The sequence below is a fragment of the Cellulophaga tyrosinoxydans genome, assembly GCF_900176415.1.
Taxonomy (GTDB): Bacteria; Bacteroidota; Bacteroidia; order Flavobacteriales; family Flavobacteriaceae; genus Cellulophaga; species Cellulophaga tyrosinoxydans.
The window spans coordinates 473229-488762 of sequence record NZ_FWXO01000002.1 but is presented as its reverse complement, the minus strand read 5'-3'; the positions used below and the strand labels follow the sequence as shown (position 1 = coordinate 488762).

18 protein-coding genes are annotated in these 15534 nt (G+C 33.3%); 7 read left to right on the top strand and 11 right to left on the bottom strand.

The genetic code is table 11. The annotated features are described in order from the left end of the window. Nucleotides 1–46: 46 nt before the first annotated feature. Nucleotides 47–760, bottom strand: a complete 714-nt coding sequence (locus tag B8963_RS09225; protein ID WP_084061216.1) for a peptidylprolyl isomerase — start codon at nucleotides 758–760, stop codon at nucleotides 47–49. Between B8963_RS09225 and B8963_RS09220 the strand changes: the two genes are divergently transcribed. Beyond that, on the top strand, nucleotides 759–1400 hold the full coding sequence (locus B8963_RS09220) for an NUDIX hydrolase (RefSeq protein WP_084061215.1): 642 nt from the start codon (nucleotides 759–761) through the stop codon (nucleotides 1398–1400). The genes B8963_RS09225 and B8963_RS09220 overlap by 2 nt on opposite strands. A gap of 39 nt (nucleotides 1401–1439) precedes the next feature. Beyond that, nucleotides 1440–2243, top strand: coding sequence for a lysophospholipid acyltransferase family protein (locus B8963_RS09215; RefSeq protein WP_084061214.1), 804 nt, complete (start codon nucleotides 1440–1442; stop codon nucleotides 2241–2243). Here B8963_RS09215 and B8963_RS09210 read toward each other — a convergent pair. The 3 genes from B8963_RS09210 to B8963_RS09200 form a co-directional block, all read right to left on the bottom strand. Continuing rightward, on the bottom strand, nucleotides 2240–2887 hold the full coding sequence (locus B8963_RS09210) for a hypothetical protein (RefSeq protein ID WP_084061309.1): 648 nt from the start codon (nucleotides 2885–2887) through the stop codon (nucleotides 2240–2242). The genes B8963_RS09215 and B8963_RS09210 overlap by 4 nt on opposite strands. Nucleotides 2888–2897: 10 nt before the next feature. Then, nucleotides 2898–3392: an RNA polymerase sigma factor gene (locus B8963_RS09205; protein WP_084061213.1), complete on the bottom strand. Its 495-nt coding sequence runs from the start codon at nucleotides 3390–3392 to the stop codon at nucleotides 2898–2900. A 111-nt stretch (nucleotides 3393–3503) separates the two neighbouring features. After that, entirely contained in the window at nucleotides 3504–4931 is a 1428-nt protein-coding gene (locus B8963_RS09200; RefSeq protein ID WP_084061212.1) for an amidohydrolase, read from the bottom strand. Between the two features lie 92 nt (nucleotides 4932–5023). Between B8963_RS09200 and B8963_RS09195 the strand changes: the two genes are divergently transcribed. After that, entirely contained in the window at nucleotides 5024–6316 is a 1293-nt protein-coding gene (locus B8963_RS09195) for an NAD(P)/FAD-dependent oxidoreductase (protein ID WP_084061211.1), read from the top strand. 38 nt (nucleotides 6317–6354) lie between these two features. Here the strand turns inward: B8963_RS09195 and xerD are convergent, their stop codons facing one another. Then, a complete protein-coding gene (gene xerD, locus B8963_RS09190; protein ID WP_084061210.1) occupies nucleotides 6355–7260 on the bottom strand; it encodes a site-specific tyrosine recombinase XerD in 906 nt (301 codons plus the stop codon). A 198-nt stretch (nucleotides 7261–7458) separates the two neighbouring features. On the opposite strand from xerD, the gene B8963_RS09185 reads away from it, so the two are divergent. The 3 genes from B8963_RS09185 (at nucleotide 7459) to aroQ (ending at nucleotide 9193) form a co-directional block, all read left to right on the top strand. Then, entirely contained in the window at nucleotides 7459–7995 is a 537-nt protein-coding gene (locus B8963_RS09185) for a DUF3575 domain-containing protein (protein ID WP_084061209.1), read from the top strand. Between the two features lie 242 nt (nucleotides 7996–8237). Then, on the top strand, nucleotides 8238–8699 hold the full coding sequence (locus B8963_RS09180) for a hypothetical protein (protein ID WP_084061208.1): 462 nt from the start codon (nucleotides 8238–8240) through the stop codon (nucleotides 8697–8699). An 80-nt stretch (nucleotides 8700–8779) separates the two neighbouring features. Beyond that, nucleotides 8780–9193: a type II 3-dehydroquinate dehydratase gene (aroQ, locus tag B8963_RS09175; protein WP_084061207.1), complete on the top strand. Its 414-nt coding sequence runs from the start codon at nucleotides 8780–8782 to the stop codon at nucleotides 9191–9193. On the opposite strand, the gene B8963_RS09170 is transcribed toward aroQ, so the two are convergent. The 6 genes from B8963_RS09170 to B8963_RS09145 all read right to left on the bottom strand — a co-directional run bounded on the left by B8963_RS09170 (nucleotide 9188) and on the right by B8963_RS09145 (nucleotide 13377). Then, nucleotides 9188–9499 carry a hypothetical protein gene (locus tag B8963_RS09170; RefSeq protein ID WP_084061206.1) on the bottom strand — a complete coding sequence of 104 codons (312 nt, stop codon included), beginning with the start codon at nucleotides 9497–9499 and terminating at the stop codon, nucleotides 9188–9190. The two genes, aroQ and B8963_RS09170, sit on opposite strands and share 6 nt — an antisense overlap. Nucleotides 9500–9501: 2 nt before the next feature. Then, nucleotides 9502–10194: a hypothetical protein gene (locus B8963_RS09165; RefSeq protein ID WP_084061205.1), complete on the bottom strand. Its 693-nt coding sequence runs from the start codon at nucleotides 10192–10194 to the stop codon at nucleotides 9502–9504. Nucleotides 10195–10270: 76 nt separating this feature from the next. Further along, nucleotides 10271–10555, bottom strand: a complete 285-nt coding sequence (locus B8963_RS09160; protein WP_084061204.1) for a DUF3817 domain-containing protein — start codon at nucleotides 10553–10555, stop codon at nucleotides 10271–10273. An 87-nt stretch (nucleotides 10556–10642) separates the two neighbouring features. Beyond that, nucleotides 10643–12034, bottom strand: a complete 1392-nt coding sequence (gene lpdA, locus B8963_RS09155) for a dihydrolipoyl dehydrogenase (protein WP_084061203.1) — start codon at nucleotides 12032–12034, stop codon at nucleotides 10643–10645. A gap of 169 nt (nucleotides 12035–12203) precedes the next feature. Next, the gene (gene msrB, locus B8963_RS09150) at nucleotides 12204–12704 is read right to left on the bottom strand and encodes a peptide-methionine (R)-S-oxide reductase MsrB (RefSeq protein WP_084061308.1); all 501 of its coding nucleotides are present in this window, start codon (nucleotides 12702–12704) and stop codon (nucleotides 12204–12206) included. Between the two features lie 157 nt (nucleotides 12705–12861). Further along, nucleotides 12862–13377 (bottom strand): hypothetical protein, encoded by a 516-nt coding sequence (locus B8963_RS09145; protein ID WP_084061202.1) that lies wholly within the window; start codon nucleotides 13375–13377, stop codon nucleotides 12862–12864. A 165-nt stretch (nucleotides 13378–13542) separates the two neighbouring features. On the opposite strand from B8963_RS09145, the gene glgB reads away from it, so the two are divergent. Next, nucleotides 13543–15438 carry a 1,4-alpha-glucan branching protein GlgB gene (gene glgB / locus B8963_RS09140; RefSeq protein WP_084061201.1) on the top strand — a complete coding sequence of 632 codons (1896 nt, stop codon included), beginning with the start codon at nucleotides 13543–13545 and terminating at the stop codon, nucleotides 15436–15438. The last annotated feature ends 96 nt before the right edge of the window (nucleotides 15439–15534 follow it).

The following is a 15534-nucleotide window of genomic DNA, read 5'->3' as shown; positions in this document are numbered from 1 at the left end:
TAGTGCTAAGTTCAAAAAGGTTTGTTTACAAACTAAAAAGCACCAATTAAAAAGCTTCAGCTTTTAAAATGTAAATATTTTGTACAGGCCAATCTCCTTGTTCCACTGGCTGACTATTTATTAAGTCTACCACGTCCATTCCTTCTATAACACGACCAAAAGGTGTATAACCAGCATCTAAATGATAAGATCCAGGTTTGGTTACTACAATAAAGAACTCAAATGGTGATGCTAATTTGTGGGGATTGTCGGTTTCACTACTGGGCATCGATATGGTGCCACGATCATGTCGATAGCCTTTTTTGGTGTCTGGGGGTAATAAATAACGTCCTATTTCATTTCGCTTACGAGCTGTTTCGACGTCATCTGAGTTCCCTCCTTGAATAATGAAGTTTTTTACAACTCTATGAAACATGGTGTGATCAAAATAGCCTTTTTTACTTAAATATATAAAGTTGGCCTTATGGTATGGCACATTATCATACAGCTGTATGGTAAAGCTACCTAGATTAGTGGTTAGCTTTACTTTATCTTCTTTTAAGGTTTTAGAATATTCAAAGAAAAAAGGAATGGCATTATCTTCATCTAAAACAAACGCTTCTTCTACTTCCTCTTTAATTTCTGTGGCTTTTGTTTGAGAACTATCTGTTAAAGTTTCGGTTTTTGTAGTATTCGGTTTTTCTTTGGTTGGTGTATCTTTACAAGACATTACTAAAAATGTTGTGAATAGCGTAATAAGTAAGAATTGAATACGTACCATGAATTTTGAAGATTTTACTAATAGGATTTCAAAAATAAAAAATCTCCCGCTTCCAGGCGTAGATTCTCATTATAAAATGGCACCAGAACTTCGTATTGAAGAATTAAAGCGGATATCCGAACAAACCAAGAACCCCAGAAATGCAGCAGTTATGTCTGTTTTTTACCCAAATAAGTTTGAAACCACTAATTTACTTCTCATTCTAAGAAAAACGTATCAAGGAGTACATTCCAATCAAATAGGTTTTCCTGGTGGAAAGGTAGAGAAGGAAGATTCAGATTTAATGCAAACTGCCTTACGAGAAACTCATGAAGAAGTGGGAATACATCCGGACCGCATTGAAGTGATTAAATCGTTAACACAAATCTATATTCCTCCTAGCAATTTTAATGTGCAGCCTTTTATAGGATTGTATAAAAATCCGAGTCCATTTATCATTCAAGAAGACGAAGTAGAGGCTATTGTTGAAGTTTCTTTGTCAGATTTTATGGACGATAGTTTAGTTTATCATCAAAAATTAACAACTTCTTACGCAACCAATATTGATGTACCTGCCTTTAAATTAAATGGTTACACCGTGTGGGGAGCAACCGCAATGATGTTAAGTGAAGTAAAAGAGCTTTTAAAACAGGTACTATAATACAGATTTTGTAATTTAGCAGATACAAAATTAACTTCAATGCCCCTATTTAAGAAGAATCCTTTCGGACACAGCTTGTTTTTAAAAAAATGGTTGATTCGTATTTTAGCCTTACTATCTCACAGGCGCTATAAGGGTTTTAATACCCTAGAAATTGAAGGTGCCGATATTATTAGAAAATTACCTGGAACCAACGTTTTGTTTGTAAGTAATCATCAAACTTATTTTGCAGATGTTGTTGCTATGTTCCATGTATTTAATGCCAGTTTAAAAGGTAGGGATAACAACATCAACAACATTGGATATATATGGAATCCTAAACTGAACATGTATTATGTTGCAGCAGCAGAAACCATGAAAAAAAGTCTTTTAACAAAAATATTGGCGTATGCAGGTTCTATAAGTGTGGAACGTACTTGGCGTGCTGAAGGTAAAGATGTGAATAGACAAGTAAAAATGAGTGATATTTCTAATATTGGAAAAGCACTTAATGATGGTTGGGTGGTTACTTTTCCTCAAGGAACAACTACACCTTGGAAGCCATTGAGAAAAGGAACTGCACACATTATTAAAAAGTATAAACCTGTTGTTGTGCCCGTTGTTATTGACGGATTTAGAAGATCGTTCGATAAAAAAGGACTTCGAGTAAAGAAAAAAGGTATTCTACAATCTATGGTTATAAAAGAACCTTTAGAAATAGATTATGAGAACGAATCATTCGAGTCTATTATAGAAAAATTGGAATATGCTATAGAACAGCATCCATCTTTCTTGAAAGTACTTTCAGAAAAAGAATTAGCATTATTAGAAGAAGAAAATCAAGCTAGAAAATGGCGCGCTTAAATTTCTAGTTTTTTTAATTCCTGATAATTTCTATTTAGCTTTCGTAATAAAAGTCCGTATAATAAAAAGTATACGGTACCCATTATAACGGTCATGACTACTCCCAAAATACCTATTGCTATGATTAATGTATGTTTAAGCTTTTCGGGCGACATTTTCTTTACATTATCGCCCATTTCTGAAATAAGGTTAGAAAAATCATTATTTAGATATATGCCTAGCATGAATAGTAAAACAGTAACTAGTATCATTGCTAACGAAAAAATAATATAGTTTTTTACCGTTGTTCTTGTTTTGATAATTTTAGACATTAAATTTTTGGCATTGTCTAAAACTGTTATTTCTTTATATCTGCTGTAAAATTGATATATAAAATAGAAAACAACAAGGTAATAGAAAACTGAAAAACCAATAAAATAGTTATCGAACCCTGTGGAACCAAAAATATTTAAATTGTTTCTAGTGGAGGGTAGGAGATATAATAAATGAGGCAAGGCAAACTCTAAAATGCTAATAACAAATATCCATTTAACAATAGAAGAAGATTTCTTCCAAAGCATACTGTAAATATCATTATATGACAACTTTGGATGTGCTACATCCTTTTTTTGCCAGTCTTTTTTTAATAATTCTAGTTCATCCATCATAATACCCTTATGGATTTAATATGGTTCTTAATTTACCTTTAATCCTGTTCATTTTTACCCTTGCATTTACTTCAGAAATACCAAGGGTTTCAGCAATCTCAGTATAATCTTTGTCTTCTAAATAGAGAAAAACTAACGCTTTATCAATGTCGTTTAACTGTTTTACTGCCTTGTACATTAATTTAAGCTGTTGTTCTTCGGTTGCATCATATTCATCTGCTTGTATTTTAAAAATTACAGATTCATAATCAATTGTTTGCACTCTTTTCTTGGATTTTCTGTATAATGTTATTGCGGTGTTAAGTGCAACTCTATACATCCAAGTACTAAATTTGGCATCACCTCTAAACTTAGGGTATGCTTTCCATAGCTGAATGGTAATTTCCTGAAATAAATCGTTGTGAGCTTCTCTATCATTGGTATACAATGTGCAAACCTTATGAACAATATTCTGATTGTTCTCTAGTTCAGTAACAAAAGCATGCTCTAAATCTTTACTCACTTTGTGGTTGGTTGTTAGCTATTAGTATTCTAAAGTTTTATTTTGTTACACCAAAAATTAAAAAACCGATAATAAATTTTATTACCAGTATTGTGTCTTGTGATTTTAAGCCTAATTTCTATAGTTTAATGCAGGTGCTCTATCTCCAAGTAGCGGAATATATTTAAAGTCGACACCTCTTCGTTCTAGAAGTTCGGATTTGGCATTTTTTATTAATTCTTCATTCTCAAATAAATCAATTGCCGTAAGCGCTAAAGTTTTTGCTGCTACCATCATACCTTTAGCTCCTATAGAGGTACCTCCAGCAGCTACTGCTTGCCAGCTATGTGCTGGTGTGCCGGGAACCCAAGTGGCAGTGCTTAAACCCGCGGTTGGAACCGCAAAACTTACATCACCAACATCTGTAGATCCAAATGCTCTCGCTTCAGTTTGGTACGGTTGAATGTTTTCAACAGTCTTTAAATCGGTTTTTTCTAGCCCCAAGGTTTTTGATATTTCGTCAGCAAATTTCTTTTCTTCATCGGTATATGTAAAACCACCTACGGAAGTTAAATTTTCGAACATAAGCTTTTGAACGGTAAGGTTTGGCAGTAATTCATAGGTGCCACCAATCATTTCAAAATCCATAGTCGTACCTGTTCCTATAGCAGCGCCTTCTGCTGCTTTGGTAATGCGATTAAAAATGTCTATTACAACATCTCTATTATTATGGCGGGCATAATAATATACCTCCGCATAATCAGGCACTACATTTGGCGCTTTACCACCATCGGTAATTACATAATGTATTCTCGCTTCTTGAGGGATGTGTTCGCGCATCATATTCACCATCATATTCATACTCTCCACACCATCTAAAGCCGATCTCCCTTTTTCAGGTGAGGCAGCAGCATGTGCTGAAACACCATAGAATCTAAATTTTGCAGACTTATTAGCTAGTGCTGCGCCAGCATTTGCTGCGTTTTGGTTATTAGGATGCCAGTGTAGTGCAATATCAACATCATTAAATAAATTTTCTCTTACCATATACACTTTACCTGATCCACCTTCTTCCGCTGGACAACCGTAAAATCTAATAGTGCCTTTTACTTTATTGTTCTTTAGCCAATCTTTAACAGCAATTGCTGCTGCTGTTGATGCGGTTCCAAATAAATGATGACCACAAGCATGACCGGCTTCAGCACCTAAAGATTCTTTTTTGGAAACTGCTTTTTGAGATAATCCAGGCAAAGCATCAAACTCTCCTAAAACAGCTATTACTGGAGCACCACTGCCATATTCGGCAATAAAGGCTGTTGGCATGCCTGCCACTCCTTTTTTAATAGAAAACCCTGCATCACTTAATGTTTTCTGTAATAAAGCACTACTTTTTTCCTCTTGATAGCCCATTTCTGCATACTTCCAAATATTTTGCGCTATGGCTGTATAGGCCGAATATTTAGAATCTAACGATTTTAGTACCTCTTCTTTTGTAATTTGAGAATTACCCATGGAAAGACAACATAAGGAAACGAGAAAAAAATAGATTTTTTTGGTCATAGTATTGGATTGAAAATTATGTTGTTATAAAAATACCAATTTCTTTTATGTTAGCTAGTTCTGAATGATTAATTTTGATTTCCATGAGCGCAATGAATATTCCAAAAAGTAGTTTTCCCCGAATAATAATTATTGGTGGTGGTTTTGCAGGTATCGCCCTTGCTAAAAAATTAAGTAAAAAAGAAGTACAGGTATTACTTATAGATAAAAATAACTACCATACCTTCCAACCTTTATTATATCAAGTTTCTACAGGTGGTCTAGAACCAGATTCTATTGCATATCCTATTAGAAAGGTGCTCAAGGATTATCCGAACTTTTTTTTCCGATTAGCTAATGTAGAAGAAATTGTTCCTGAAAAGAAAGAAATTATTACCAATATTGGCGCTATTCATTATGATTATTTGGTATTAGCAACAGGATCGGAAACCAATTTTTTTGGAAATACAGAAATTGAAAAAAACGGAATGGAAATGAAGTCCATTCCACAATCATTAAATTTAAGAAGTTTAATTCTTGAAAATTTTGAGCAGGCCTTGTTAACCGATGATTTACACCAACGAGATGCGTTAATGAATTTTGTTATTGTTGGCGGTGGACCAACAGGTGTTGAACTTGCGGGTGCTCTAGCCGAAATTAAAAAGGGAATACTACCAAAAGATTACCCTGATTTAGATACGCGACGAGTACAAATAAATCTAATCCAATCTGGAGACCGCATACTTAAAGAAATGAGTGAGAAGGCATCTAAGAAGGCGGAAGATTTTCTAGAGAATTTGGGCGTTCAGGTTTGGAAAAATGTTCGCGTAAAATCGTATGATGGTAAATTAGTTTCTACAGAAACAGAATTGTCTTTTGAAGCGGCTACACTTATTTGGGCTGCTGGAGTAAAAGGAGCTGCTATTAAAGGTTTAGATGCCAAAGAGTTATTAATTCGTGGTAATAGAGTAAGAGTTAATGAGTTTAACCAAGTTATTGGTTTTAATGAAATTTTTGCTGTTGGTGATATTGCTGGAATGGAATCAGAAGAATTCCCATGTGGGCATCCCATGATGGCTCAGCCTGCAATTCAGCAAGGCAGAAATTTAGGGGAAAATTTGGTGAAATTATTACAACAGAAACCTATGCAGCCATTTATTTATAAAGATAAAGGAAGCATGGCTACAGTGGGTCGTAATAAAGCTGTTGTAGATTTAAAAAACTTTAAATTTCAGGGAGTTTATGCTTGGTTTGTTTGGATGTTTGTGCATCTGTTTTTCTTAATCGGTTTTAGAAATCGAATGGTGGTATTTGTAAATTGGGTGTATAATTACATTCGTTTTGATCGAGAGGCACGCCTTATTATTAGACCATACAAACGCGATTATACTAGGTTTAAAGATTGATATACAAAAATTTAAAAAGATTTTTATAATCCTAAAATTTAGTTCCTATTACTTCTTGGGTGAAAATCATTTAATACGGTAGCTAAATGCAACCTATCTACATGCATGTATACTTCTGTTGTAGTAATGCTTTCATGACCAAGCATTTGTTGAATGGCTCTTAAATCGGCTCCGTTTTGTAATAAATGCGTAGCAAAAGAGTGTCGGAAGGTATGTGGACTAATAGTTTTTCTTAAACCAATATGTTCCGCAAGTTTTTTAATGATGGTGAAAATCATTGCTCTAGTTAATTGCCTACCTCTGCGGTTTAAAAAAAGAATATCATCATATCCTTTTTGAATAGTTACATGTGATCTTATTTCATTGGTATAGATGTGAATATATTTTTTATTGATTTCACTAATAGGCACAAAACGCTGCTTATTTCCTTTTCCTGTTACTTTAATAAAATCTTCATCAAAATAAAGATCTGATATCTTGAGATTAACTAACTCCGAAACTCTAAGACCACAACCATACAAGGTTTCTAGAATAGCTCTATTGCGCTCTCCTTCTGGCGTAGACAAATCAATAGCACTAATAAGTTGATTAATTTCTTCTTCCGATAGCGTATCAGGTAGTTTACGTCCTATTTTAGGCGACTCTATCAGGTCAAGAGGATTGTCTTTTCTATAATCTTCAAAAATTAAATAATTAAAGAAACTTTTAAGACCTGATATAATTCTAGCTTGTGAGCGTGGATTAACCTCTTTTGCAATTTCGTAGATAAACTGTTGAACAGTTTCTTTTTCAATAACATCGGGTGTAACAGTTATTTTGTTTGTTTCTAAAAAAAGGATAAGTTTTTCAATGTCTAGTGAATAATTGGCAATGGAGTTTTCAGCAAGCCCTCGCTCTATCTTAAGGTAATATTGATAATCTTGTATTGCTTGCTGCCATTTCATGCATCAAATATACTGTAACCATTATAAAATTACTTTTTAAAAACAAAGAAAAATAGTGATTAAAATGTAAGATAATTATCATATTTTATCACGTAAGCAACGTAAGAAGTAATTTTCACAACTATTTTTAGTGATTAAATTATTTAAAAAATATGTTCGCTGTAAATTAATAATAACAAAACCATTAAATTTAAATTTATGAAAAAAGTTTTTTTAGTAGCCGTATTAGTTTTTGCTGGCATGTCAAACATTAAAGCTCAAGAGAATGTAATTAAGGTAAATCCATTAGGACTTCTTTTTGGTTCAGCACAATTAGGTTATGAAACGGCACTGAATGAAAAATCCGCTGTTGAATTATCTTTAGCCTATTCTAGTGTAAAAGCAACAGTAGGCTCTGATAGTGATGCCAAAGCCACAGGATTCGGCGCAGAAGGTAAGTATAAATTTTACTTTTCTTCTAATTATGATGCTGTTCGTGGATGGTATGCTGCACCAGTAGCGACTTATGCAAGTACAAAAGCTTCATCTGATGATAGCGAAGGTAAGCTTAGTTATTTTGGTGTAGGAGCAGTTGCAGGATACCAATGGGTATTTGGTGGAGGAGATTCTGGATTTGCATTAGATTTGAACCTAGGGGCTCAGTACATTTCTGCAAATACTAGTGGAGATATTTCTGGTGTGACCATTGACGGTATTTTGCCAAGATTAGGTCTATCTTTAGGATATGCATGGTAATCCATAAATTAAATAAAAAAAAGGGCTAGAATTAATACTAATTCTAGCCTTTTTTTATTGCTATTGTTTTAGTCTTAATAAATCCTTTTGCTAAACTTATAGGTTATTCTTAAAATATAAAAATGTTAGTGAAATTTCACTAACATTAAAACTTAAAAAAAATAACATTTGAATATTTTTTTTATTGTTTTTTAAAAATAGATTTGATGTTTATAAATCATTAATCATTAAACAGTTTTAAAATGAAAAAATTAATAGCTTTTACAATTGCATTATTTGCATTTGGTTTAATACAAACAAATGCACAAACGAATTATAAAACATCTGTCGGATTGGCAATAGATTTTGGTACAGGAGTAACTTTGGTAGGACCGAGTGCTAAGTACTTTTTTGAAACTAGACAAGCTGGTGTTGCAGAACTGATTTTTGGAAGTGGATACACAGGATTTACACTTTTGTATCAGTACCATGGTGATATTTCAGCCCAAGATGGCCTAAAATGGTTTGCCGGTGCTGGTCCTTCATTTACTTTTATAGGTGGTGGAACAAATTTTAGTGCTAGACCTATTGTAGGTGTAGATTACAAGATTGCAACAATACCTTTAAATTTTTCATTTGACTGGAGACCAGATATTTTAATCTCTGATGATGGCGGATTTCAAGCTGCTCGATTTGGTTTGGGTTTTAGATACGTAATTAACTAAGACAATTATATTTTATATAGAAAAAAGCAGAAGGTAAATCTTCTGCTTTTTTTATGACTTATTTTTGATATTTTAGCAGTATGAAAATACTAATACTTAACGGTCCCAATTTAAATTTGCTCGGTAAGCGCGAACCAGAGGTTTATGGATCAACTACTTTCGAGGAATATTTTACCAAATTACAATTTAAATTTACAGCTATTGAATTAGAATATTTTCAGTCTAATATAGAGGGAGAAATCATTGGTAAAATTCAAGAAGTGGGCTTTACTTATGATGGTATTGTATTAAATGCCGGCGCGTATACCCACACTTCAATTGGCATTGGCGATGCGGTAAAAGCAGTAGAGACTCCCGTTGTTGAAGTGCATATATCTAACACCTATAAAAGAGAAGATTTTAGGCATGTATCTTATATTTCTCCAGTAGCTAAGGGAGTTATACTTGGCTTTGGATTACAAAGCTATGACCTTGCTATTCAAAGCTTTTTATAATTTATTTTCGGAACTATTCTTTTGCTCCGCAATAATTGTTTTTTCGCTTTTAGTTTTTAAATAGCCATTTACAATTAATAAAGCGCCAATACTACTAAAAAACCCTGCAACACCAATTTTACCGGTCATATCGTATATAAACCAAAGTAATGAGTTTAGACTTTTCTGTTCGGTAGAGTTTTCCCAAGCAGCTAAATCAAAATACATATATATACCGAAAGCTATTAATGCTAGGCCTATTAACAATCCGCTTATTAAATGGGTATTTGGGTTTCTAGAACCTTTCCCTGTGTACATGTTTTCCATAATTATTCGATATCAGTTATAAATCCTGAAAATTTTTGATTAGTATAATCTAATCCAAAAACTCCCCTTTTATTAAGTTGTTTTAAGTTTACTTCTATTGTTTCTCCATTGAAATCGGTATCTTGTTTGTCAAAATTAAAATTATGGTCTTCTACATAATCTTTGTTTCGCTGTAGCCATGCAACATTGCCATCTACCTTTTTTACCAAGAACCAAGTAGTTCCAGACTGTTTCACACTATGATTCTCCATTAAGGTATAAAGGACTTCTACTTTATCACCAGGAGTAATATTTTCTAACCTTTCGTTGAGCACTTCGGTTTGGTGCATATTGTATTTTGCGTAAGCGATACCTCCTAGAATAAACAGTGTAAGGATTCCGAATATGGTGTAAAACCATTTTTTGTTTTCTACTTTAAACCGAATTTTAGTTGGTTTTAATTTTAGCTTTTTCTTCTCTACATTAAAATAGTTTTCGATTTCATCTGTCCAAATAACTGGTGGAATTTCTGTTTTTGTATGGGTGCAATATAAAATACCGGTTACTCCTTTTGTTGTAGTCTCCAAAAAGCCCGATTGTGTACGTACTTGAAAAAACTCCAGCTCTAAACTATCTCGATTACCACAATTTGGGCATTTGCAGGGTATTTTTTTTGTACCAACTAGGTCGTAATACGTAGTAATATGATAATACATGGTTAGGCTATTTATTAATAACAAAGATGTTACTAATAAACAGTTTGTATATCACTGTTTTCAGTGAATTATTTACTTAGGCAGCCAAAGGCTTCAAGTATTTTTTATCTATATAAAACGTACCAAACGGAAGCAAAGAAGCAATGAATAGAATTATAAACCGTTTTAAACTCCATTTTTTTTCCATGCAGAAGAGTACGGCAAGAATTACATAAGCGATAAATAAAAAGCCATGGGCATAGCCTATATAAATATTTGGTTCGGGTATTTTAAAAATATATTTTAAAGGCATGCCTATTCCAAATAGTAACAGGTAAGAGATTCCTTCGGCAATGGCAGTATAGCTAAATAATTTAAGCATTTTGTTTTCTTTTATATTTTGATGTATAAAAAATGCTGTGTTTGTGGCACAGCATTTTTAATTTTATAATAATAGTGTAAGCGAAATTTATAAGTGAATAACCTCATCATAAGCATCGGCAACAGCTTCCATAACCGCTTCACTCATAGTTGGGTGTGGATGAATTGCTTTTAATATTTCATGACCTGTAGTTTCTAATTTACGTGCTACAACGGCTTCAGCAATCATGTCAGTAACACCTGCTCCAATCATATGGCAACCTAACCATTCTCCATATTTTGCATCGAAAATAACTTTTACAAATCCGTCTGGAGTACCAGCAGCTTTGGCCTTTCCACTCGCAGAGAATGGGAATTTACCAACTTTAATATCTAAACCTTTATCTCTTGCTTGTTTTTCAGTTAAACCAACTGAGGCTATTTCTGGTGAGCAATACGTACAACCAGGTATGTTGCCATAATCTAACGGATCTACATGTAAATTAGCAAGTTTTTCCACGCAAAGAATACCTTCAGCAGAAGCAACGTGTGCTAATGCAGGGCCAGGAGTAACATCGCCAATAGCATAGTAGCCAGGGATATTGGTTTGGTAGAAATCGTTAACTAAAATTTTATCACGATCGGTTACAATACCTACATCTTCTAATCCTATGTTTTCAATATTTGTTTTAATACCAACAGCAGAAAGTACCATATCTGCTTCTAAAACTTCTTCTCCTTTTGCAGTTTTTACAGTTACTTTAACACCAGCACCAGCAGTATCTACTTTAGTAACTTCTGAAGAAGTCATGATTTTTATACCTGTTTTTTTAAAGCTACGCTCTAATTGTTTTGAAATATCTTCATCTTCAACAGGTACAATATTTGGTAAATATTCTACAACTGTTACTTCAGTTCCCATAGCATTATAGAAATAAGCAAATTCAATGCCTATAGCACCACTACCTACTACAATCAACTTTTTAGGCTGACTTTCTAAAGTCATTGCTTGTCTGTAGCCAATAATTTTTTTACCATCTTGTGGTAAGCTAGGTAATTCTCTACTACGAGCTCCAGTAGCTATTATGATATTATTTGCGCTGTATTCAGTTACTTTACCATCAGCATCAGTAACTGAAACTTTTTTCCCTGCTTTAAGTTTTCCAAAACCATTTATGACTTCAATTTTATTTTTTTTCATTAAAAATTGAACTCCCTTACTCATGCCATCAGCAACGCTTCTACTTCTTTTTACAACAGCGTCAAAATCTTTATCCACGTTCGATGCTTTTAAACCATATTCTTCAGCATGCTGTAAATAATTAAAAACCTGAGCAGACTTTAGTAATGCTTTAGTAGGGATACATCCCCAATTTAAACAAACTCCACCTAGAGATTCTTTTTCTATGATAGCGGTTTTAAACCCTAATTGAGAAGCTCTAATAGCTGTTACATAACCGCCTGGACCACTTCCTAAAACAATAATATCAAAATTGCTCATGTATTTATTTTTATGATGATTTAATTTGAAGTTGCAAAGTTACAAAATAGGACGTAAAGCGATAAACAGATTTGAAAAATTAGTCAATAGATTTGTGATAATTTAAAAATTAAAAAACAAAAAGCCTCTTTGGAACAAAGAAGCTTTTAGAAAACTAATCAGTAATTTCTTATTTATCAGCAACAAAGACCAATGCGGCTCCATTAATACAATGTCTTTTTCCTGTAGTTGTTTTAGGGCCATCATTAAAAACATGTCCTAAATGACCACCACAAACAGCACAATGTTCTTCAGTACGTTCATAACCAATGTTGTAATCTACATCAAAAGCAACATTGCCTTTAATTTCTTGGTCAAAACTTGGCCAACCTGTACCTGAATCAAATTTGTCTTTACTTTTAAAAAGTGGTGTGCCGCAACCAGCACAAGAATAGGTGCCTTTTTCTTTAATCTTTAAAAGATCACTTGAAAATGCTCTTTCAGTTCCACTTTGTCTTAATACATAATATTGCATGTCATTAAGTTGTTTGCGCCATTCGGCATCCGTCTTAATTACTTTGTAACTTTCTTGCTCTTCAATAGATTCATCCATGACAATTTGTTTGTCTTGAGAAACTCCCTTGCATCCACTAATAATAAGAACAATACCTACGATTACTTTTTTAAACATAGCTTTGTTTTTGAGTTTTAAACAATTTTCTTTTTTATTCAAATTTACGGAGGTATTCACTGTGAGGATGTTAAAGTTATGATAATAGTACAGATGGCAAAAAAAAATCTCCATGAAATAAAAGTTTTCATGGAGATTATATATAAGTTTAAATTACTTAGTTTATTGTGCTAAAATCTATTGTTTGGATATTGTTTTTACCAACTAAATTTATAACATTATCAATATTTGAAGTGTCTATCGTACCAATTAAATCGCTTGGTACTACAATGATTCTAAAAACTTGATCTAACATAAATTCTGGGCTAATAGTAGAAAGGTCATCACTTTCAATAATAATGTCCACATCAGCAATGGTGTAATTAAAACGGTATTGTAAAAAACCACCACCTTCAAAGAAAATAGTAGCCGTTGGTAACGGTTCCCAAACATCAAAACCATTAAAAACGTCTTCTAATCTATAAACAAGTACTGCATCACCATTAACTAAATCTTGTGGAAATGTATAGTTGATGGTATTGGTACCAACTGCAAAATCAACATTATCTATTTCGTAGGTTGCGCCTACAATTACTTCACCATCTAAACCATCAAAACCTGGAGGCCCTTGTGGACCTTCGCATGAAATTGCAAAAACGGCTAAAAATATTCCAAGTAATGTAACTTTCTTCATAATCTTTTATTTTTAATTATCTATTTGTTATATGTTTCCTTGTCAAGGATAAATCAAAAAGCGTTCCAATTCTATTGATTTTTTATTTTTTAATTCATAAATCTAACGTGTTTAGTGATTAACTATTATATAAACTTGATTATATTGCAGTAAATAATTTAACTCATGCCAAACGTAGAAGTACATAGTTTGTTTACAGAATTTGATATAAACCTTTTTAAATCGGGTAAGCATTTTAAATTATATGAGAAATTGGGGTCACACCCTATGGAATTAAACGGAGTTAAAGGAACCTATTTTGCGGTTTGGGCTCCTACAGCAAATTCTGTTAGTGTTATTGGGGACTTTAATTTTTGGAAGGTAGGTGAACATGAGTTAAATGTAAGATGGGATGAAAGTGGTATCTGGGAAGGATTTATTCCAAATGTTACTAAAGGATCCTTATACAAATACAATATCAGATCCAATAATTTCGGAATTAGAACAGAAAAAGCAGATCCTTTTGCAAGGTATTGTGAGCATCCTCCAAAAACAGGGTCTATTGTTTGGGATGGTGATTACAGCTGGGAAGATAAGGCTTGGATGGGCTATAGAAAAGATAAAAACAGCTTAGATAAACCATATGCTGTGTACGAAGTGCATTTGGGTTCATGGAAACGCAAAAATAATAATGACTTTTTATCCTATTTAGAACTCGCTGAAGATTTGGTGAAGTATGTAAAGGAAATGAATTTTACGCATGTAGAATTTATGCCAGTTATGGAATATCCATATGATCCATCATGGGGATATCAATTAACAGGTTATTTTGCACCAACATCTAGATTTGGAAATCCAGAAGAATTTAAAGTTTTAGTAGATAAACTACATCAAAATGATATAGGTGTAATTTTAGATTGGGTTCCATCACATTTTCCTGAAGATGCTCATGGTTTGGGCTTTTTTGATGGTTCACATTTATACGAACATCCAGATAGAAGAAAAGGATATCACCCCGATTGGAAAAGTTTAATATTTAATTACGGTCGAAATGAAGTCCGTGCTTTTTTAATTAGCAATGCCATGTTCTGGATGGATCAGTTTCATATTGATGCCTTACGTGTAGATGCCGTTGCTTCTATGATTTATCTTGATTATTCTCGAGAAGAAGGGGAGTGGGAACCAAATATGTACGGGAATAATGAAAATTTAGAAGCCATTTCTTTTCTAAGAGAAATGAATCAGCAATTGTATGCAAGTTTTGATGGTATACAGACCATAGCCGAAGAATCAACTGCATTTTCTGGGGTGTCTAAACCCGTAGATCTTGGTGGTTTAGGTTTTGGCATGAAATGGATGATGGGTTGGATGCACGATACCTTAGAGTATTTCAAAAAAGAACCCATTTATAGAAAGCACCATCAAAACGACATTACTTTTAGCATGACGTATGCATTTTCTGAAAACTTTATGTTGCCGTTTTCCCATGACGAAGTAGTTTATGGTAAACAGTCTTTGTTATATAGAATGCCAGGAGACGAGTGGCAGCGTTTTGCTAATTTAAGATTGCTTTTTGGTTATATGTTTACACACCCCGGAACCAAGCTTGTTTTTATGGGCGGAGAGTTTGGTCAATCTTCAGAATGGGATTTTCAAAATAGTTTAGATTGGCATTTAACACAATATGATTTTCATGCGGGTGTACAAAATTTTGTTAAAGATTTAAATGGTTTTTACAAGAGTTACCCTGCGCTTTATGAAAAACAATTTAGCCCAGAAAGTTTTCAATGGATAGATTATGGCGATGCGGAGAATTCTGTTTTAGCGTATATACGTAAAGGACATGATACTAAGAATGATCTAATTGCTATTTGCAATTTTACACCTCTAATAAGAGAAAATTATAGAATAGGAGTACCAAAGAGCACAAAAATTGTAGAAGTTTTAAATAGTGATGCCAAAAAATATGGTGGTTCCGGAAGCCATAATGATAAGATTCAAGTAAAGAAAACGCCATCACATGGTTTTAAGAATTCTATCGAAATAACACTTCCACCTTTGGGAATAGTCATTTTACAATAATATATTTTGGTTATAACGTAATAGTTCATAATTGCTGAAAACATAGTTTTATTATTCGCGCATAATATCCGTTTTTTGTGGTTCTATAAAATAATC